Raw genomic sequence first — 21,291 nt, 5'->3', positions numbered from 1 at the left:
GAACGCCCGGTGCCCCCGGGCGTTTTGCAAAGGATGTAATATATGTACCAGTCAAAATATGAGTGGAAAGTACGTCGGAAAAATTCCGATATGCCAGATGCACTGATAGAAAAGTTCAAGCTCAATCCGCTCGAACAGACGATACTTGAGAACCGGGGATACACTACTGAGGGTGATCTTGAGAAAATTTACCATCCCAAAACGTACGATGCTGGACTTGTGTACAGAATGTCTGAGGCAGTATCACGTATCGAAGATGCTTTTTCTAAGGACGAGCGCATACTGATTTATGGTGACTTTGATGCAGATGGAATCACCAGTACAGTTCTATTGTTGAATGCATTGAGAAGAAAGAGCGAGAACGTCGATTATTTCATTCCAAGTCGTATAGAAGACGGTTATGGTCCGAACATGGCGGTATTTGAAGAACTTGTAGTAGGCCAGTATGATCTTGTGATTACAGTGGACAATGGCATTTCAGGAGGCAGCGAGGTCGCGTTCTTGAAGTCTGAAGGCATCGACACCATCGTTGTCGATCATCATGCGTTTGGCGACAATGTGCCCGAAGGTATCGTCATTCATCCAGCACATCCCGACGGTACCTATCCATTTCCATCATTGGCCGGTGTCGGCATTACCTATAAGCTCGTCCAGGCGCTCGGTCTTGAAGAGAAAGGAGATATCGGCTGGGTAGCCATCGGCACAGTTGCTGACCTTGTACCCATGATTGATGAAAATAAGAAGCTGGTCATCGAAGGTTTGAGAAGATTAAATGATACTCCGCCGGTCGGTGTGCATACGCTGCTCAGAAGTGCGGGTCACGATGGGCAGATGGATGAAGAGACGATCGCATTCACATTAGCACCCCGCCTCAATGCCACAGGACGACTTGGTGAGGCGGAGATTGCTGTTGAGCTCCTGCTTGAATCGGATACCAACACAGCCTATGAACAAGCCATGGTTGTCGAGAGCATGAATCTTGAACGCAAGCAGCTGGTTGAGACCATATTTGGCGAGGCAAAAGAACAGGTGGATCCTGAAAAACAAATTAATATTGTCTACCAAGAAGGCTGGCACCCAGGCGTACTCGGAATTGTCGCATCTAAAATTGTAGAACAGTATGGCAAGCCTGCAATCGTACTGACACTGGATAACGACATATATCGGGGATCAGGACGGTCAATCGAAGGAGTAGATCTGCATGGTGTACTCACGGCGCATTCAAATTTCCATCATCGTTTCGGTGGGCATGCACAGGCACTCGGTGTAGAAGTTGAATCATCCGATATTGAGTCCTTTGAACAAGAACTGTCAGAGTACTTTGAACAACTGCAGTTGGATTTAAGACCGGTTAAGTATATCGACTATCAAATCCGTCAGGGCAATATGACGATGAAGGCTTTTGAGCGATTCGACCGGCTCAAACCTTTCGGTCAATCATTCCAGTCCCCTGTATTTCTGATTAGCAACGAAAGTATCAGTACAATGCGGCAGGTCGGTAAGGACAAATCGCACATTAAACTTTCAATGGCACAGATTGGCATGGATGTTATCGGATTCGGTTATGGGCACCTAGTTAATGAAGTGTCTCAAGGAGACGCCATTAGCCTGGTCGGAACGGTCAATGTCAATGTGTTTAACCAGAGCCGTACGCTCCAGATGATGTTACAGGACGTTGGCGTCGACAGTGTCCAGCTCATTGATATGAGAAGCCGGAGCGACCAGTGCTTTGACATCATCTCACCGAATGATATCTTTGTCATTGCAGAAGGCCGGGAGAAGAAAGGGGAGAATTACTACCATTACGGTGAGGTACTCCCCTTCACATCGAAGACGGTCGTTTTGCGTGATTTGCCGGAGCGTGTAGACAATCTGGCATACTCCTTAGGCGGCATCCATGCATCGAAGATCATCTCCATTTTTAATCAGAAAGATGAGCTTTTCTTTACAGGCATACCAAAAGACGACACCCTCGATCGCTTAATGCAGCTAGTACGAGCTGCCGAAGATGGCTCAATCAACTTAGCAAAACATGCACCGGCACTCGCCGAGCGTATCGGCATAAAGATGAAATTACTCAAAATGTCGATAGATATTATGATAGATTTAGAGATTATCCGGGTGGAAGATGGTATAATATACAAGGATCAAGAAGATAGCACGTGGAAGCTCGAAGAATCAGTGTACTACCGAGCCCTTAAAAATCAGCTTGAAGCGGAGAGACTTTTGAAAATGTCTTCTTCATCTGAGCTGAAAGACTATCTCAGAACATTAATTTCGAATTGATTGGTGGAATTTAAATGGATTTAAAGCAATATGTATCAGAAGTACCGGACTGGCCTAAAGAAGGCGTCAGCTTCAAAGATATAACGACAATAATGGATAATGGACCAGCCTATAAATACGCAACAGATCAGATTGTGGAATACGCACGTGAGAAAGAAATCGATATCGTTGTCGGTCCTGAAGCACGTGGATTCATCATTGGCTGTCCAGTGGCCTACAGCATGGGGATCGGTTTTGCTCCCGTAAGAAAAGAAGGCAAACTGCCCCGTGAAGTCATCAAGCATGAGTACGACCTCGAGTACGGCTCCAATATATTGACGATGCACCGTGATGCCATTACTCCTGGTCAGCGTGTACTGATTACAGATGACTTGCTAGCAACCGGTGGCACGATTGAAGCAACGATCAAACTTATCGAATCACTTGGCGGTGTCGTGGCAGGAATTGCATTCCTGATTGAACTTGAATACCTTGATGGCATGAAACGTCTCGATGGATATGATACACTTTCACTGATTACCTACGAAGATTAGTCCACTTAAAAGTCTGTGAAAACAGGCTTTTTTTGTCATTTATTTAATTGAAAGAGGTTTTATAGTATGATGATTCTAACTAGTGTAGAGGGAAAGCGGTGAGGTCATGAACAAGGAGTATCCATACAGCAAAGACGATGTCATCCGCATGTGTGATTCTTATATGAATGAATCGGACATGGAGATGGTCCAAAAGGCATATGCTTTGGCACATGAGGCGCACGATGGACAATATCGCAAGAGCGGGCAGCCTTATATCCTGCATCCCGTCCAGGTCGCAGGTATACTGGCAGAGCTGAAGCTCGACTGTCCGACAATCATCGCCGGATTCCTTCATGACGTCGTCGAGGATACGGAGTATACTTTCGACGACTTGAAGTCCATGTTCAACGAAGAAGTTGCGCTAATTGTCGATGGTGTGACAAAGCTCGAGAAAGTCAAATACCGTTCACGACAAGAGGAGCAGGCCGAGAACCATCGCAAACTGTTTATTGCCATTGCTAAAGATATCCGGGTAATTCTAGTCAAGCTCGCTGACCGTTTGCACAATATGCGTACATTAAAAGCTATGCCCGAAGACAAACAGATCCGCACGTCCCAGGAAACGCTCGAAATCTATGCACCTCTGGCACATCGTCTCGGTATTTCGAGCATTAAATGGGAGCTTGAAGATACAGCGCTTCGTTATATCGAGCCGCAACAGTATTTCAAGATAGTAAGTTCCATGAAAAAGAAACGGAGCGAACGTGAGGTGGTTATCAACCAAGCCATCGACCGCATCCAATCCGAGATGGACCACACGGGCATCGGCGGCCAGCTTTCCGGGCGGCCAAAGCACATATACAGTATCTATAAAAAAATGACGAAACAGCATAAACAGTTCGATCAGATTTTCGATCTGCTCGCTGTGCGTGTGCTTGTGACGAGCATTAAGGACTGCTACGCGGTCCTCGGTGTCATCCATACCATCTGGAAACCGATGCCGGGTCGCTTTAAGGATTACATTGCCATGCCGAAGCCAAACATGTATCAATCGTTGCATACGACGGTCGTTGGTCCGAATGGGGACCCATTAGAAATACAAATCCGGACGTTTGAGATGCACGAAATAGCTGAGCATGGTGTCGCTGCCCACTGGGCGTATAAGGAAGGCAGAGAAGTGCAGAAAGAACCTTTCCTTGATAAGCGCATCAATTGGTTCCAGGATCTCATCGATCAGGAAAATTCTGCTTCAGATGCAGAAGAATTCATGGAATCATTGAAAAGCGATCTCCTGAGTGACAAAGTGTATGTGTTTACACCAACAGGAGATGTCGTCGAGCTACCGAAGGGCGCGGTTCCTATAGATTTTGCATATCAGGTGCACACTGAAGTCGGCAATAAGATGATTGGTGCAAAAGTAAATGGCAAGATCGTCTCCATCGACTACGAGCTCTCAACAGGTGAAATTGTTGAGATACGTACAAGTAAACAGTCCTATGGACCGAGCTTAGACTGGCTAAAACTCGTCAAATCATCCGGAGCAAAACATAAAATCCGGGCATTTTTCAAAAAGCAGGATCGTGCAAGCAATGTGGAAAAAGGCCGGTTCGCTGTAGAGCATGAAATCAAGAATCGCGACTATAAGCCAGATGATGTTTTGAAGTCCCAGTACATGGATCCTGTTCTTGAGCGATACAACATCAGTCACGAAGATGATCTGTATGCTATGGTCGGTTTCGGTGGTGTCACGGCTCAACAGGTGACCAATCGTCTGATGGAAAAATTCAAGGTCGCAGAAGAGAAGAGCAATGTAATAGAAGAAATCGACAGAACCCACCACTATAAGGAAATATCGACAGAATCCGGTGTTTATGTACAGGGCATGGACAATATGCTGATCAATCTATCGAAATGCTGTAACCCACTGCCGGGTGATGATATCATCGGTTTCATCACGAAAGGGCATGGTGTGAAGGTCCATGTTGCGACCTGCCCGAACATCAGAAACGAGACAGAACGCCTGATCGATGTCGAGTGGGTAAAGAACAAGAACAAGGATCGCAAGTATCAGACGGATCTCGAGATCACGGGCTATGACCGCCAAGGTCTTGTCAACGAAGTGCTGAATGTCGTCGCTAGCACGAAATTCCCGATCACTCGTGTCAATGGTCAGGCCGATGTGGATAAGCATGCTAAGATCAGTCTATCAGTCATGCTACAGAATGTGTCTGACCTTTACAAAGTGGTCGATAAGATAAAGCAACTTCCTGATATATACAGCGTAGAACGCGTCTTTAAATGAGGTGTAGAAAATGAAAATCGTATTGCAAAGAGTATCTAGTGCGACCGTCTTAAGTAACGAATTTTTTAACGAAATCGGCGTGGGCTACTGCCTATTGGTCGGCGTATCTGAATCTTCAACAGAAGAGGATGCGCGGAAACTGGCAGAAAAGATTGCAGCCAGTCGCAACTTCGAGGATGAATCTGGAAAGATTAATCTATCCATCAAGGATGTCGAAGGTGAAGTGCTGAGCATTTCCCAATTTACGCTTTATGCAGATGTCAGGAAGGGGAATCGCCCGAGTTTTTCGCAGGCTGCTGGCAAGGAACATGCAAATAATCTATACAAGCAGTTCAATGCGCATCTTCAGTCATTCGGTCTCACTGTTAAGGAAGGATTCTTTGGTGAAATGATGCAGGTTCAAATCAACAATGACGGACCCATTACGATACTGTATGAATCCATAGACGGAAAGATTCAGTAATGGGGCAATCCGAAAGACGACCGGGCGGTCTCGTGCAGAACATTATAGATTTCTTCAAGCGCAAGAAGCATCTATATGTAGCACCAATTTTTTTCCTGTTTATTGCTGCAGGCATCATTTTTGCCTCTGGTTTACTCTATGACCGTTTTCTAGACCCGACACACGAGCCAGTCGAAATGGACCTGAGTGCCCCGGATTATGATTTCAGCGGTCAAACAATCGTCATTGATCCCGGCCATGGGGGTAAGGATCCCGGGGCAACGAGTATCTCTGGTGTAACGGAGGATCAGATAGTCTTCAGTATTGCAGAGGAACTGGAATCTATACTTACTTCAAATGGGGCTAAGGTCATACTGACACGCGACAGGGATACATTTGCCTCTCTTGACGACAGGAAAGTCGAGGGAGATCTATTTATCAGCCTGCACAGTGATGCGATGGATGATGCCTCGATATCAGGCTTCACTACATATTATACGCATCCCGAGCAGCAGGCGTTCGCTGAATCCATCAATAACGCGCTCGACGCACATTCCTATTTCTACAATCGTGGGGTCGGGACGATGAACTTCCAGGTCACTTGGCAGCTTGATTACCCGGCTGTACTGATAGAACTCGGTTATCTGAGCAACACTGTCGATGATATGTCATTGACTGAAACCAGGTACCAGAGCATGATGGCAGCAGGTATCGCCAAGGGAATTAATAATTATTTGAATTGAGTGCTTGACTTGATTGTCATTAGACCATATCATATTAAATAATCAAAAAAATGATTTCAGTAATCCGTTGAGGTGGATAGGATGATTTCCAGAGAGACCTGCCGTGGCTGTAAGCAGGTTAATCATCCGTATCCAAAACCGACACTTCGGTAGAACCCTGCAGTGCAGGCGGTGGCAGCCGTTAATATGCGAGAGGGCCTATTAAGGCTGAATCAGGGTGGCAACGCGATTTACTCGCCCCTTATATCCATACGGATATAAGGGGCTTTTTTATATTTCAGGAACGGAGTGGAGCAGATGATACAAATTCCAAGAGGTACCCAGGACATACTACCAAAAGACACGTACAAATGGCAGTACATTGAAGATAGACTGCACAAAATTGCACAGAACTACAACTACAAGGAAATCCGGACACCTGTATTCGAGTCGACAGAGCTTTTCGTACGAGGTGTCGGAGGATCGACGGATATCGTCAATAAGGAAATGTATACCTTCAAAGACAAAGGTGATCGTAGTATGACTTTGAAACCTGAAGGCACGGCACCTGTAGTCAGAAGCTATATTGAAAATAAGATGCAGCACAATGTCGAACAGCCGGTGAAAGTATACTACGAGGCACCAATGTTCCGTTATGAGAGACGTCAGAAGGGCAGATACCGTCAATTCGTCCAATTCGGCATCGAAGCAATTGGTGTAGAGGATCCGTTGATCGATGTGGAAGTGCTAAGTATGTTGATGCACATTTACCAGTCGTTCGGACTTAATAATCTTAAGCTCTACATCAATTCGATCGGTGATCAGGATAGCCGAGCAGCCTATAATCAGGCACTCGTCAACCACTTTAGGCCATCAATTCACGAGTTTTGTTCGGATTGTCAGGTGCGGATCGATACCAATCCGATGCGGATTCTTGATTGTAAGAAAGACAGGGAACACCCGCTTGTTCAGAATGCACCGGTAATCTATGACTACCTGAATGAAGAATCAAAAAACTATTTCGAAGAAGTGAGGCAGAACCTGGATGCCCTCGGTATCCCTTACGAAGTCGACTATAATCTTGTCAGAGGACTCGACTATTACACACACACTGCGTTCGAATTGATGAGCGATGCCGAAGGTTTTGGGGCCATTACAACACTTTGTGGTGGCGGCCGCTATAATGGATTGCTTGAATTACTCGACGGACCTTCGGAAACAGGCATCGGCTTTGCCCTCAGCATTGAAAGGCTTCTTTTGGCACTTGAAGCGGAAGGTATCGAACTGCCTGAGCCACAAGGTATCGACTTGTATATCTGTACGCTCGACGAAGCAGCGAGTACCGCAGCTGGAAGACTTGTGCATAAATTACGTACCTCAGGCGTCAGCTGTGATATGGACTATAAACACAGGAAGCTTAAAGCGCAGATGAAGGATGCAGACAGAAAGGGTGCTGCCCACACGATTGTCATCGGCGAAACGGAGCTTGATTCCGGTAAAGCGGAACTGAAGAATATGGCAACAGGCGAATCGCAGAAAATCAGTCTTGATGATGTAGAAAAAATCCGGACGATAATTGAGGAGAAGTGAACATGAGGAAATATACAAAAGAAATTACAGAAGCATTGACAGGAGAGACAGTCCATCTGAAAGGCTGGGTACAGAAGCGGCGCGACCTTGGAGGGCTGATCTTCATTGATTTGAGGGACCGTGAAGGTATTGTTCAGGTCGTTTTCAATCCGGAAGTATCGCAAAAGGCACTTGAGACTGCTGAACGTATCCGTTCTGAATTTGTAGTTGCTGTCACAGGCAAGGTATTGGAACGTGATCCGTCCCAGTACAACGAAAATATACCGACCGGCAAAATTGAAATTATGGCTGATAAGCTGGAAGTGCTGGCGAAGGCTGAAACACCACCATTCCAAGTCATGGACGAAACAATCAGTGAGGATGTCGGACTCAAATATCGCTACCTAAACCTCAGAAAACCAAAACTGCAGAACATACTAAAGCTGCGCCACAATCTGAACCGTAGTGTTAGAAACTTCCTTGATAACGAAGAGTTCATCGACATCGAAACACCTGTACTCTCCAAATCTACACCGGAAGGTGCAAGAGACTATCTAGTGCCCTCCCGTGTGCATGAAGGTGAGTTCTATGCACTGCCGCAGTCACCACAGATCTACAAGCAGCTGCTAATGCTCTCAGGTATGGAAAAATACTATCAGATCGTTAAATGCTTCCGAGACGAAGACTTGCGAGCCGACAGACAGCCTGAATTTACGCAGATCGATATAGAAATGTCCTTTACTGATGAAGAGCAGATGCTTGAGATGAACGAGCGGATGATCAGTCAAGTGATGCGTGATGTTAAAGGTATTGAAGTTGAAACACCTTTCCCAAGGATGACCTATCATCAAGCGATGGCCGAATACGGTGTGGATAAGCCGGATACAAGATTCGATTTGAAGCTGCACGATCTCAATACATTCGCCGAAACTGTGGACTTTAAAGTTTTCCGCTCTGCTGTGGAAAACGGGGGCATGGTTAAAGCGATTGTTGTAAAAGGAGAAGAAAGCCGCTTTTCCAGAAAAGATATCGAGAAGCTCGAAAGCTATGTAAAAACGTATGGTGCTAAAGGACTGGCATGGTTGAAGGTTAAAGAGGATGCATTGAATGGTCCAATCGCCAAATTCTTCAGCGAACAGAATCAGGCGGATATATCTGAAGCACTGTCTCTTGAAAATGGAGATCTTGTACTGTTTGTTGCAGATTCCGAAAAAGTTGTCCACGCATCGCTTGGCAACCTGAGAAACAAACTTGCCAAGGACCTTGATCTCATATCAAAAGACCAGTTCAACTTCCTATGGGTCACCGACTGGCCACTGTTTGAATACGACGAGGAAGCCGGTCGTTATTTCGCAGCGCATCATCCGTTCACGTCACCTAAAGCGGAAGACATCGAAAAACTTGAAAAGGCACCGGAACAAGTGCTGGCCAACGCGTATGACATCGTACTGAATGGTTATGAACTCGGTGGCGGCTCGATCCGTATACATGACGCATCGCTCCAGGAGAAGATGTTCAAGGCGCTTGGTTTCACAGATGAGGAAAGGGATGCACAGTTCGGATTCTTAATTGAAGCCTTCAAGTATGGTGCCCCACCACATGGTGGCATCGCCTACGGTCTCGATCGCTTCGTCATGTTGCTTGCAGGTACGGACAACATTCGTGACGTCATTGCTTTCCCTAAAACAGCAAGTGCCGGAGACCTAATGATGAACGCGCCATCAGAAGTCTCCGCAGCTCAGCTTAAGGAGCTTCACATAGATTTGGATATATAAAAAAGAAATGCCATGGAAATCAATATTTCCATGGCATTTCTTATGTTTACCACATTCTAAATCCTTTTGCACCTGGTATATTCTCCGTAAAGATCTGCGTAATTGGTACGGTATATGCGATGAGTATCAGCAGAGCTGTGACAACAATGAGAAATCGCCAGTTTTCAACGAGCCGGTGTGCTGGCTGATACTCATCAAGCATTTCTGCAACGGGGAAGGACTCTCTCATATCTGATTTTGGACCAGTCATCAATGAGATGAAAAGGATTACGGCAATAATGATGGCAATGAAAAGGAATGTTCCCCCAACAGCTTGCAGCAACTGGTATGCAATCCAATCCTCTGCTACTGCTGCGCCACCATATTCGGAAAAGGTGGAACGTCTTGGTGCGCCGGAGAGACCTACAATGTGCATTGCAGTAGACATGATGCCCATTCCGAAAGCCCAAGTATAGGCTAGGAAAAGTCCCATCCTGTTAAGTTCTTTTGTGATGCTACGTCCTGTGCAGTGCGGAATCAGAAACATCATTGTACCGAAGTAGGTTAAAACGACAGGTGCACCCACAGTAATATGGAAATGTCCAACGACCCAAATAGTGTTGTGGACGACCTGGTTCATCTGTCCTGATGCATTGATGACACCACCAATACCCCCAGGAATGAAAAATAGCATCCCGACAAAGGGAAGGACAAATCTGGCATCTTTCCAAGGGAGTTTCTTGAACCAGTCTAACAGACCTGATGCCCCTTTTTTTCGTCCGTAAGTTTCAAAAACTGCAAACAGACTGAAGGCCGTCATGAGTGAAGGTATAATAACCATGAATGTCAAAACGACCTGGAGCCCTTTCCAGAATGCATCAATGCCGGGTTCGACCAGTTGGTGGTGGAGTCCGACTGGAATACTGAAAAACAGAAAGAGCATGAAACTCATGCGAGCGAGGTTATCGGAAAAGCCTTTTGTGCCAAGTACCTTTGGAATAACAACATACCACGTCATATAGGCGGGCAGGAGCCAGAAATACACGAGTGCATGACCAAAGTACCAGAACAATGTTCGGCTTAGTGAGACGTTGATCCGTTCTGTAAATCCGAGTGACCAAGGAACAAACTGGAATAATACCGTTGTAGCAACACCAATTGTACAGACAATCCACATAACGTTGTTGATTGATGCCATATAAGAGAGCAGTGGTGTTTTCTCACCGGGATGTGCTTTTTTCCATCTTGCGTAACGCATCAGCTGACCGACGGCAGAAATCCATGAACCGACAATGACTAGTGCGAGACCTATATAGAATAAGACATGTGCTTGAAGTGGTGCATAGAAAGTATAGAGAACTGATGCTTCATTCGTAGCAATCATTGCTGCAGCCATCAGTGTACCTACGGTCATGACGAAATAACCGATCCATCCGAGCTTTCTTTCAGTATCAGTAAACGCCCCGCAAGTTTTTGATAGGGAGGCAATCTGATATCCCATAATGAAGTATGTCGTCATAACCAGAGCAAGGATGACACCGTGGAGCGTAAGTAATTGATAGTACCCAATACCAAACGGCAACTCGAACTGCCCGGATCGAACCAATGTCTGGAGTAATCCGGCAGTACCGCCGATGGCGAGCGCAAAGATGACCCAATACATATGTGCCATGACCAGCTTGGCATCTTTTCGAGTGATGGGACCTGCATTTCTAACTGTTCTATTCAACTACATCCACCACCTTTATCATTGATATCATATCGGCATGTCCAACACCGCAGTATTCGTTGCAGATGATCAGGAACTCACCGGTTTTATTGAAATTGGCAGTATATGTCGAAACAAGACCTGGTTCCACCATCATATTGACATTTGTACCTGCGACAGAGAAGCCATGAATGACGTCTTTAGTTGCTGCCTGTATTCTGACACGTGATCCTTTTGGAATCTCGACTTCACGTGGCTCATACATGAACGCGCTGGCTGTGAAGTATAAGTCGTAGTCGTAGTCTCCAGAATCGGATTCATATAATCCTGGATTGCCAAACCGCGAGTCACTTTCCACAAAATCTGGATTGATTGTCTCTATGCCACTTGCTGCTGGTGTGTGACCTGCATGTACAGATGATATACCGAGTATAGCCAGGAAGATGGCAAGAGAAGCAGATCCAAGTGTCATCCATATTTTTTCGTACTTGTGCATTAGTTGTTCCTCCTTACATTCTTTCCATGAATAGCATGAATATACCGAACCAGCTGACTACCATCAAAGCGCCGAGTGCCAGCACCATAGCAAGTGTACCGCGGAGATCGAGATTATTATGATCGTCTTCATGAGGTATCACCGGTTTATTTTTATTGGACATTTCTTCACTCCTTGAACGTGACTTTATAATGTTGATGATACTGAATATGTTCTCGAAAAAAAGTGATAAAAATCACATTTTATGATAAAATTTACTTAGGAAGTCGGGGTGAGGATAATGGAAAGCAACACTCTATTTAGACCTTTGGAGATTATTGGACTACTCAAATCGCATGGGAAAAGTACGAAGGTGAATAAAGGGGAATACATCTACCATTCTGGAGATCGTGCAGGATGGATACATATGGTCATCGAAGGGGAAGTATTTATCAGTAGGATGCATGAAGAGGGCAAGGAACTCGTCACAAGCTTGCTCGTCCAGGATGGGATATTTGGGGCCACTTCTCTTTTTTGTGGAATAAAGGAGCACACTACCTACGCACGAGCAAAGACGGATTGCGTTATCCAAAGTTTCGAGCGAGAGAGTTTTGAGATGAAAATATTGTCTGATCAAGCGCTGATGGCGGAGTGGATGCAGTGGCTAGATATCGATGGTAGTCGCCAGGCCACAAAACTCAGAGATCTTTCCATGTATGGCAAGAGTGGTGCACTAGCATCCATACTGATCCGGTTATGTAATTCCTTTGGCACTAAGACTGGGCAAGGGATTACGATCACAACACAGTTGACCAATCAGAATCTTGCAGCCATGTGCGGAACTTCAAGGGAAGGGATTAATCGTATGATGACTGAGTTGAAGCAAGAAGGGATACTGTCAATCGACCGCAAACAGATTACAGTGCATGATATAATAGCGCTGAAAAAGCAGGTAAACTGTGAGAACTGTTCGCTGGATATATGCCAGATATTTTAGATGAGATAATCAAGTGTTTTTTGTTTCTTTTTTTGGGGTAGTATGCTAATATATTCGTAACAGGAATATCTGGGAAGTGCGTGATGTGTTGAATTATATTTTGACCTAACACTTTTTTTAACGGGAGCCCGGTTGTTTTCCTACAAAAGACATGCCTGCTTGACAGGACGTCTGGAGTAGGGAATAGGGCACCCACCTGCAAATAGCAGGCCAAAATAATCAACAAATACACACGGCTTACGCCTGGATATTTCGAAATAAGTACCGAATTTTATAATTCGGTGCTTATTTTTTTATAGTTTTTTTAGTTTGTCATATATTTCTGCAAGTTGCTTCTCGTATTTCGAAACATCAGACTTCTCATAATAGGAGGCATTAACAAGCGGATCGGGCAGATACTGCTGATTGACTACATGGTTTGGATAGTTATGGGGATATTTGTAACCAATAGCGTTTCCAAGCTTTTCAGCACTCTTATAGTGTCCATCGCGTAAGTGTTTCGGAATGCTGCCTGTTTTCTTTTTGCGGATGTCGGCCAATGCACCATCGATACTTTTGATAGCACTGTTCGATTTAGGAGAAAGCGATAGTTCGATTACGGCCTGTGATAGCGGTATGCGTGCTTCCGGGAAACCAAGTCGCTCAGCTGATATAATGGCGTCGAGAGTTCTCGAAGCAAGTTGTGGATTGGCAAGCCCAACATCCTCATAACTGATGACGAGAAGCCGTCTGACGATTGTAACGAGATCCCCAGCTTCAACTAGCCTGGCGAGATAATGTAGGGCAGCATCGACGTCACTGCCACGAATCGACTTTTGAAAAGCACTCATAACATCATAGTGCTGGTCCCCATCTTTATCGTAGAGGAGGTCAGATTTTTGCATGCATGCTTTGGCATCATCGAGGTTTACATAGATTGTACCGCTTTTGTCTGCTTCAGTACTAAGCACTGCAAGTTCAAGTGCATTGAGTGCACTTCTGACATCCCCTTGACTTGTTTGCGATAAATATTTCAGTGCTTCTTCGGAAATATTTACCTTCATCTTACCGAGTCCACGATCCGTATCATCAATCGCACGATGTAGGGCGGACTCTACTTCCTCAGGATCAAGCAGTTCTAGTTCGAATATTTGGCACCTGCTCCTGATTGCCGGATTGATGGCGTGGTATGGATTGGAAGTGGTTGCACCGATAAGAATGATACTGCCGTTCTCAAGATGTGGGAGGAGGAAGTCCTGCTTTGCTTTGTCCAAACGGTGGATTTCGTCGAGCAGCAAAATGACACTGCCGCTCATTTTACCTTCTTCTGCTACAATTTGCATATCCTTCTTCGTGTTGGTCACAGCATTCAGTACTCTGAATTTAAAGTTTGTGGAACCCGCAATGGCGCTCGCTATGCTCGTTTTACCGATACCGGGTGGACCATACAGTATCATCGAAGATAGTCTTTTCGCTTTAACCATCCGTCTGATAATGCTGCCTTCACCGACCAGGTGGCTCTGACCGAGTATCTCATCTATGGACTTGGGACGCATTCTATAGCTTAAAGGTTGGGTAGTCATATTTTCACCTGTTTCAGTGTTATGGTATATTTATTAATACTATAATATAAATAGAAATGAACTTAAACTAAGAGGTGCTTTATGAAAATTACGACAAGAGGAAGATACGGACTTTATTTCATGCTGGCTCTTGCCAGGAACTACGGGGAGAAGAAAAGAAGTGTAAAATCGGTTGCCGAGGAAAGAGGGATCAGTGATCTTTATTTAGAGCAGATTGTCTCAAGTCTCAAGAAAGCAGAACTCATCAAAAGTACGCGCGGCGCATATGGTGGGTACGAACTGAATCTGGCACCCGACGCCATCACTGTCGGTCAGATCTTCCGGACACTCGAAGAGAACATTGTCGCGGTCGAAGGCGACGAAAAAGATACAGATACTGAGCGCTATCTATGGGGTCGAATCCGTGATGCACTTCGAGATGTGCTAGATCATACCACACTCTCCGATATGCTCGAGCATGACCAAGATGAAGTTGACGATTACATGTTCTATATTTAAAAAGCCTTTGGAGATTTCTCCAAAGGCTTTTTTCAAAATCTTCCGGAACGGAATATAGAATACAGCATTCCAACAAACATAATAATGGCGACGGTCGATCCGATTTCTATAGCAGGAAAATTGAATAATATGGTCGATCGGTCAGAGAGGGCTGAGCTCATGATTAGTCCAGCCATGATAATGCTGAAAGATAGCAGCACGATACTGAAAGTCAGCCGGTTACCAATGCCGTCGATGCGTTTCATGAACTGCTCACTGCGGCGCAATTGAATTTCGACAGGTACCTTCTTATCCTTCAGGCCTTTTGAAAACTCATGCAGATTGTTTGAAGTATCCTTCAAGTCATCACTCAGACCAAGCCACTGATGCCATGCCTGGTCTGCGATATTCTTCGGATCGAACCTTTCCTTCAGCAACTGCTTTCCAAATGGTTCGGCTACATCGACGATACTGAATTCCGGGTCAAGCTGCCTGACGATGCTTTCTAAGGTCAGGATGGTCTTGCCGAGCATGGTGAAATCTGTCGGCAACTTGATCCGGTGGGTGTTCGCGATGCCGAACAGGTCTTGTACTGCTTCGCCGAGATTCATACGGCTAAGTGGGATATCATAGTACTTGTCTCTTAGAAGCTCGGCATCTTTTTTGAGTGATTTCATGTCTACATCATCCGGTACTACACCCATCCGCGTGATAGCTCTGACTACACCGTCCGCATCCTTGCGCATCATGGCAATCAGTAGGGAACCGAAATTCGATTTCATTTCCTTTGTCATCTTGCCGACCATGCCGAAATCAAGAAAACCGATGGTTTCTCCTTCCATGATGGTGATGTTTCCTGGGTGTGGGTCACCATGAAAGAAACCTTCTATCAGTATCTGATGAAAGATTGCATGTGTCAGTCTCTCAGCGAGCCGCTCTCTGGAGTATCCTTTGGCATCCAAAGCGTCCAGGTTGCCGATCTGGGTGCCCTCAAGGTATTCCATGACCAATACATTCTTCGTCGTCACATCCCAATACACTTTTGGTATATGGACTGTGTCGTCAGTATCAAATTGCTTGCCAATCTTTTCAACGTTCCTGCCCTCGATGGTGTAATCAAGTTCTTCGGCAATCGCACGTGAAAACTCATCAATCATATCAACCAGCTGGTACTGTCTGGCCCATTGCATACGGGATTCTGCGAGTAGTGCCAGCTGGTTAAGTATCTCCAAATCGTTTCGGACCGTTCGTTCTATATCGGGGCGCTGCACTTTCACAGCCACTGCTTCACCAGTGACGAGCGTTGCTCTATGCACCTGTCCGATGGAGGCAGAACCGATCGGTGCCTCTTCGAAAGTGTCGAATATATCGCTGATTTTTGCCCCGAGTGCTTCCTCTATCGTTGTTTCGACCTTTTCGTATGAGAAGGGGGGAACGTGATTTTGGAGTTTTGATAATTCATTGATGATATCCTCAGGGACAAGGTCAGGGCGCGTGCTGGCCACTTGGCCAATTTTGATGAAAGTCGGTCCCATTTCTTCAAGGAAGAGCCGGATACGTTCTCCTCTAGTCTTTTCAATATGCTCTTCATCACGTCTCAAAAGCAGCCTTTTCGGCAAAGACAAGACCTCGTCCAGACCAAGTTCCTCGACAATATAGCCGAATCCACTCTTTGAGGATGCTAAAGCAATCTCTCTGTAGCGTTTCATATGCTGCAATCGTTTTTCAAATAACATGCTGCCCCTCCCATTTCTTCATACAGTATCTCTATACTAGTATACCCTTTGGGGCAGATTCAATCATCTAATTACTATCCTTTGATTTCGCTGAAGTAGTTGCTGTAGATGGCACGGAGCGCTTTATGCGCATCTTTAATATCCACCGCAAACATCATGCTGATTTCAGAGGCGCCCTGGTTAATCATGCGGATATTCACGTCGTTCTCACTTAGAGCAGTTGTCGTTTTAGTTGCAATACCAACGTGCTCCTTCATTCCTTCACCGACAATAACGACAAGTGCCAGATCATCTTCGACATAGACGGCATCCGGTTCCAGTTTATCATTGATGTCGGCTATCACATCCTCAAGTTTCGAGTTACCATCAAATTGCCGGGTGCGTAGAATAACAGAAAGGTTATCAATACCTGAGGGGACATGCTCGTAAGATAGGCGGTGATCTTCAAGAATTTGCAGCAGTCTTCTTGTGAATCCGATTTCCCGGTTCATCAAGTATTTGTTCATTGTAATTGAAGTGAAACCTTCATCACAGCTGATGCCGATGACGGGCATTTCCGGAATGAATTCTCGTTCTGCGACAATTTTCGTCCCTTCGATACCGGGGTCGTTCGTGTTTCTTATCATTACCGGAATTTCTTTTTTAAATACTGGTGCGAGTGCTTCATCGTGAAAGACACCGAATCCTGCATATGACAGTTCGCGCATTTCTCGGTAAGTAATCTCCCGAATCGCATGGGGCTCTTCAATGAGTCCAGGGTGTGCCGAGTAGATGAAGCTGACATCTGTGAAGTTCTCATAGAGGTCTGCTTCCACACCGCGCGCAACGATGGCTCCCGTAATATCAGATCCACCCCTTGGAAATGTGACTATGTCATCATTTTCAGAAGCGCCATAAAAGCCGGGAATGATTAGTACATGCTCACTTTCCTTCAAGTGATTCAATTTATCATAGGAGGACTCAATCAGCTGGGCATTGGATGGTTCGTCCGTGACCAGTATGCCGGCTTCTTTAGGAGACATGTATGCTGCTCGGACACCAATCTGATTCAGATAGGCACTGATCAATTGAGCATTAAAATCCTCACCACATGATTTCAGTGCATCCAGCAGCCGGTCACGGCTTTTGATGGTGTCGAGGTGGTGGATTAATGTCTGTTCGAACTGATCAAGAAGCCCGGCGTCGATTTCGAGGCCGTTAATGATGGATTGATAGCGATCGATGATACGGCTGATAGCATCTTTAGTATCTAATCCAGTTGTATGGTTGACGTGTAGCGCAATTAGCATGTCCGTCACCTTTGTATCATTGGCTGATCGTTTGCCCGGTGCAGAGACGACCGCAATCCGTCGTTCTGCATCACTTTTGATGATGTCAGCTACTTTTTTTATCTGTTCTGCGCTGCACAGTGAACTGCCGCCAAACTTGACTACTTTCATCTTCTCACACCTTAATTTTTGAAATTTAAAAATAATAATACAGGATAGCTAGAAACTTGTGTACCTTTTTTTAAATTATTTCTTGAATTTTGAGAGTTTTCTCTCTAATATATAGTCTTATACTATTAAATCTATGCAGGAAGGTGTGCACACTATGAATTTGGCGATACTTGGAATGGGGACTGTAGGATGTGGCGTCGTCGATGTACTCTCGGAGAATAGGGAGAAAATTACAGGACTCATCGGCGAAGAAATTACCATCAGTCACGTATATGTCAATAATGTTGATAAAGAGCGGAGTGTGGATCTCGGTGGTGCTATCATAACTGATGATATTAATTCCCTGCTCGATTCTGACGACATAGATACTGTGGTAGAAGTAATGGGTGGCATGGAAGCAACGCGGGATATCCTTACTAAGTTCCTCAAAAAGGGTATTCATGTCGTGAGTGCAAACAAGGATATGCTCGCAAAATATATCGATGAACTATCCTTGGTTGCCGAAGATAATGGTGCCAGTCTACTCTACGAAGCAAGTATTGCCGGCGGCATACCGATTGTAAACGCAATAGAGTATGGTCTCAATGCCAACCGGATACATAAAGTCATGGGTATCTTGAACGGCACGACGAATTATATTCTGTCTAAAATGACAAAAGACGGTTGGGATTATCAACAAGCACTTGAAGAAGCAACGGAGAAAGGCTATGCAGAAGCAGATCCAACGAATGATGTAGATGGCTTTGATGCCCAGCGAAAGATTGTTCTGCTGTCGCGCCTCGCGTACGAACGTAAAGTGGACATTGACGAAGTGCCGGTCACAGGTATCCGCGATGTCCAATTGAAAGATATTAAAAATGCTAAGGCGGCGGGCTTTAGACTGAAGCTTGTCGGCAAGAGTGAATTCGACGGTGTTGGTATGTCGATTGAAGTTGCACCTGTGCTGCTGCCAGCTGACCACCAATTGGCCTCAGTGGAATATGAAAAGAACGCCGTCTATGTGATGGGCAATGCTGTCGGTGAGACGATGTTCTACGGCCCAGGTGCCGGGGGTATGGAAACAGCTTCGGCAGTGGTCTCCGACTTGATCAACTGCATGAAAAATCAAAACGTTGCCTGCAAAGGGCCGAGGCCGGATCAGTTTGCTCAAATGAAAATGTCGGATCAGCCATGTAGGTACTACATTCGTTTCGATTCAGATATCGGTGGATATTTAGAAGAGATGGATATCGACTACAGCCCGGTTGATTCTACAGACGATACGACAGTAATAACAGAACCGGTTGGACAGGCACTGCTCAAGAAGCTTAAAAGTAATGAAGCATACAATATTAAAGCAATATACCAAGTGGAAGGGAATTGATGGCATGGTAAACTGGCAAGGTCTGATTAATGAATATACTGAACTGCTTCCCGTAAATGAGAATACACCGAGGCTCTCACTGCATGAAGGAGATACACCGCTGATCCGCTTGGATACACTGAGTGAGAAATTTGAAGCGGAACTATATGCCAAAGTCGAAGGCGTCAACCCAACAGGATCATTCAAAGATCGGGGGATGGTCATGGCAGTTGCCAAGGCTAAGGAAGCTGGCGCCCATACAGTCATCTGTGCGTCCACGGGAAACACTTCAGCATCTGCTGCAGCATACGCCTCCCGTGCAGGGCTCAACACAATCGTCGTCATTCCGGAAGGTAAGATTGCGCTCGGCAAGCTTGCTCAAGCGATGATGTACGGTGCAAAAATTGTTTCTATAGAAGGCAACTTCGACGAGGCACTTAGAATTGTCCGAGGCATTGCTGAGAAGCGGGAAGATATTACACTGGTTAATTCAGTTAATCCGTACAGGCTCGAAGGACAGAAGACGGCCGCGTTTGAAGTGGTTGATGCACTTGGCAAAGCGCCGGACTACCTGACAATTCCAGTCGGCAATGCAGGGAATATCTCGGCCTACTGGAAAGGATTTAAAGAATACGATGAAAAGTATGCATGTGGCCTCCCTAAAATTTACGGATTCCAAGCTGAAGGGTCAGCAGCCATTGTCAGAGACGAAATCATTCCACAACCTGAGACGATCGCCACAGCCATCCGGATTGGTAATCCAGCAAGTTGGGCACTGGCTGTCGCTGCCCGAGACGAATCCGGAGGCGCAATAGAAGCAGTGACGGATGAAGAAATTCTTGAAGCATATGAGCTGCTTGCTGGTACGGAAGGCATCTTTGCAGAACCAGGATCTAACGCAAGCGTCGCCGGCATGCTCCGTTCTTTAAGATCAGGTAGAATTGAGAAGGGATCGACAGTTGTCACTGTATTGACAGGCAATGGATTAAAAGACCCTGAAACTGCGATCGACCAGATTATCCAGAAACCGAAGGTGTTGCCAAATGATGAAAAACAGATCATCGAATACATTGAATCCATCTCACAAGATGCCAGTCCATCAGTTTAGAGTACCGGCAACCAGTGCGAATCTTGGACCAGGTTTCGATTCAATGGGACTTGCACTCGGTAAGTTCCTCTATATTGATGCTGAAGAAAGCAATCAGTGGCAGATTGCTTATGAGAATGAATTTCTTAAAGTGCTACCATCCGACGAGAAGAATCTCGTGATTAAAACTGCCCTCTGGACTGCCAAGAAATACGGTAAGGTGATGCCGCAACTCAAAATAAAAATGGGAAGTGAAATTCCTTTGACGCATGGCCTTGGCAGTTCTGCTTCCGCTATCATCGCAGGTATTGAACTGGCCGATCGCTTCTGTAATCTTGAATTGTCGGACTTCGATAAGGTGCTGTGCGGGAGCGAATTGGAAGGACACCCCGACAATGTCGGGCCAGCCATTACAGGTGGCATGTTCGTCGGTTTCTATGGTGCAGGCAGACTCTACTATCATACAGTGGCATTTGAAGGCCTTACAGCGATCGTCAGTGTTCCGCCATATGAAATCGATACGAATGAGGCAAGAGCGGCATTACCTGCGACCTATGACAAGCGGGATGCGGTTAATCAGAATGCCATTAATAATGTCATGCTGTTATCGATTGTGAATGGTGACTATCAATCGATGGGTGAGTTGATGATGCGTGATTTGTATCATGAACCATACCGCAGGCCGCTGATCAATGAATACGATGAAGTGCAGAAAATAGCGCTTAGGGAAGGGGCCTATGCTACTGTTATCAGCGGAGCAGGCCCAAGTCTTCTGACGTTATGTGATGTTGCCGATGCAGACAGAATTATCGATGCGCTTGCGGTAGTTTCAGGATGTCTACATGAAAAAGTAGAGATACACAGTTTATAATAAAAGG

18 protein-coding genes and 1 other RNA gene are annotated in these 21,291 nt (G+C 45.5%); 13 read left to right on the top strand and 6 right to left on the bottom strand.

Going from position 1 to position 21,291, the window contains the following annotated elements; genetic code table 11:
* Positions 1-42 precede the first annotated feature (42 nt).
* From recJ to aspS, 7 genes are all read left to right on the top strand, one after another.
* Positions 43-2,286, top strand: a complete 2,244-nt coding sequence (gene recJ, locus ACFOJ8_RS06970; RefSeq protein ID WP_380654454.1) for a single-stranded-DNA-specific exonuclease RecJ — start codon at positions 43-45, stop codon at positions 2,284-2,286.
* A gap of 14 nt (positions 2,287-2,300) precedes the next feature.
* Positions 2,301-2,819: an adenine phosphoribosyltransferase gene (locus tag ACFOJ8_RS06965; RefSeq protein ID WP_380654451.1), complete on the top strand. Its 519-nt coding sequence runs from the start codon at positions 2,301-2,303 to the stop codon at positions 2,817-2,819.
* A gap of 106 nt (positions 2,820-2,925) precedes the next feature.
* Complete coding sequence (locus ACFOJ8_RS06960) at positions 2,926-5,103, top strand: RelA/SpoT family protein (RefSeq protein WP_380654448.1); 2,178 nt, start codon at positions 2,926-2,928, stop codon at positions 5,101-5,103.
* A 10-nt stretch (positions 5,104-5,113) separates the two neighbouring features.
* Complete coding sequence (gene dtd, locus ACFOJ8_RS06955) at positions 5,114-5,566, top strand: D-aminoacyl-tRNA deacylase (protein WP_380654445.1); 453 nt, start codon at positions 5,114-5,116, stop codon at positions 5,564-5,566.
* Positions 5,566-6,288, top strand: coding sequence for an N-acetylmuramoyl-L-alanine amidase family protein (locus tag ACFOJ8_RS06950; protein WP_380654443.1), 723 nt, complete (start codon positions 5,566-5,568; stop codon positions 6,286-6,288). The genes dtd and ACFOJ8_RS06950 overlap by 1 nt, the downstream gene beginning before the upstream one ends.
* Before the next feature lie 297 nt (positions 6,289-6,585).
* Positions 6,586-7,857 carry a histidine--tRNA ligase gene (gene hisS / locus ACFOJ8_RS06945; protein WP_380654440.1) on the top strand — a complete coding sequence of 424 codons (1,272 nt, stop codon included), beginning with the start codon at positions 6,586-6,588 and terminating at the stop codon, positions 7,855-7,857.
* Positions 7,858-7,859: 2 nt separating this feature from the next.
* A complete protein-coding gene (aspS, locus tag ACFOJ8_RS06940; RefSeq protein ID WP_380654437.1) occupies positions 7,860-9,611 on the top strand; it encodes an aspartate--tRNA ligase in 1,752 nt (583 codons plus the stop codon).
* Between the two features lie 46 nt (positions 9,612-9,657).
* On the opposite strand, the gene ACFOJ8_RS06935 is transcribed toward aspS, so the two are convergent.
* From ACFOJ8_RS06935 to ACFOJ8_RS06925, 3 genes are read right to left on the bottom strand one after another with little or no spacing between them, the layout of a single operon-like run.
* Positions 9,658-11,262: a b(o/a)3-type cytochrome-c oxidase subunit 1 gene (locus tag ACFOJ8_RS06935; protein WP_380657060.1), complete on the bottom strand. Its 1,605-nt coding sequence runs from the start codon at positions 11,260-11,262 to the stop codon at positions 9,658-9,660.
* A 49-nt stretch (positions 11,263-11,311) separates the two neighbouring features.
* On the bottom strand, positions 11,312-11,794 hold the full coding sequence (locus tag ACFOJ8_RS06930; RefSeq protein ID WP_380654434.1) for a cytochrome c oxidase subunit II: 483 nt from the start codon (positions 11,792-11,794) through the stop codon (positions 11,312-11,314).
* Positions 11,795-11,807: 13 nt separating this feature from the next.
* Positions 11,808-11,957 (bottom strand): cytochrome c oxidase subunit 2A, encoded by a 150-nt coding sequence (locus tag ACFOJ8_RS06925; RefSeq protein WP_380654431.1) that lies wholly within the window; start codon positions 11,955-11,957, stop codon positions 11,808-11,810.
* A gap of 117 nt (positions 11,958-12,074) precedes the next feature.
* Between ACFOJ8_RS06925 and ACFOJ8_RS06920 the strand changes: the two genes are divergently transcribed.
* Together ACFOJ8_RS06920 and ssrS are read left to right on the top strand one after the other, a co-directional pair.
* On the top strand, positions 12,075-12,770 hold the full coding sequence (locus tag ACFOJ8_RS06920) for a Crp/Fnr family transcriptional regulator (protein WP_380654428.1): 696 nt from the start codon (positions 12,075-12,077) through the stop codon (positions 12,768-12,770).
* 63 nt (positions 12,771-12,833) lie between these two features.
* Positions 12,834-13,024: non-coding RNA, 6S RNA (gene ssrS / locus ACFOJ8_RS06915), on the top strand.
* Between the two features lie 39 nt (positions 13,025-13,063).
* On the opposite strand, the gene ACFOJ8_RS06910 is transcribed toward ssrS, so the two are convergent.
* A complete protein-coding gene (locus tag ACFOJ8_RS06910; protein ID WP_380654426.1) occupies positions 13,064-14,332 on the bottom strand; it encodes a replication-associated recombination protein A in 1,269 nt (422 codons plus the stop codon).
* Between the two features lie 81 nt (positions 14,333-14,413).
* Here ACFOJ8_RS06910 and ACFOJ8_RS06905 point away from each other — a divergent pair, with 81 nt between their 5' ends.
* Complete coding sequence (locus ACFOJ8_RS06905) at positions 14,414-14,830, top strand: RrF2 family transcriptional regulator (RefSeq protein WP_380654424.1); 417 nt, start codon at positions 14,414-14,416, stop codon at positions 14,828-14,830.
* 32 nt (positions 14,831-14,862) lie between these two features.
* Here ACFOJ8_RS06905 and ACFOJ8_RS06900 read toward each other — a convergent pair whose 3' ends face one another.
* Together ACFOJ8_RS06900 and ACFOJ8_RS06895 are read right to left on the bottom strand one after the other, a co-directional pair.
* Positions 14,863-16,545: an ABC1 kinase family protein gene (locus ACFOJ8_RS06900; RefSeq protein ID WP_380654421.1), complete on the bottom strand. Its 1,683-nt coding sequence runs from the start codon at positions 16,543-16,545 to the stop codon at positions 14,863-14,865.
* Between the two features lie 74 nt (positions 16,546-16,619).
* Positions 16,620-17,984 carry an aspartate kinase gene (locus ACFOJ8_RS06895; RefSeq protein ID WP_380654418.1) on the bottom strand — a complete coding sequence of 455 codons (1,365 nt, stop codon included), beginning with the start codon at positions 17,982-17,984 and terminating at the stop codon, positions 16,620-16,622.
* Between the two features lie 154 nt (positions 17,985-18,138).
* Here ACFOJ8_RS06895 and ACFOJ8_RS06890 point away from each other — a divergent pair, with 154 nt between their 5' ends.
* From ACFOJ8_RS06890 to thrB, 3 genes are read left to right on the top strand one after another with little or no spacing between them, the layout of a single operon-like run.
* The gene (locus tag ACFOJ8_RS06890; protein ID WP_380654416.1) at positions 18,139-19,347 is read left to right on the top strand and encodes a homoserine dehydrogenase; all 1,209 of its coding nucleotides are present in this window, start codon (positions 18,139-18,141) and stop codon (positions 19,345-19,347) included.
* Between the two features lie 4 nt (positions 19,348-19,351).
* Entirely contained in the window at positions 19,352-20,434 is a 1,083-nt protein-coding gene (gene thrC, locus ACFOJ8_RS06885; RefSeq protein WP_380654413.1) for a threonine synthase, read from the top strand.
* Positions 20,373-21,284 (top strand): homoserine kinase, encoded by a 912-nt coding sequence (gene thrB / locus ACFOJ8_RS06880; protein ID WP_380654410.1) that lies wholly within the window; start codon positions 20,373-20,375, stop codon positions 21,282-21,284. Before thrC ends, thrB begins: the two co-directional genes overlap by 62 nt.
* Positions 21,285-21,291 lie beyond the last annotated feature (7 nt).

The organism is Salinicoccus sesuvii (genome assembly GCF_042648145.1).
GTDB classification, from domain to species: Bacteria; Bacillota; Bacilli; order Staphylococcales; family Salinicoccaceae; genus Salinicoccus; species Salinicoccus sesuvii.
Note: the sequence above shows the minus strand (reverse complement) of the source record. Positions and strands in the feature narration are given on the sequence as shown.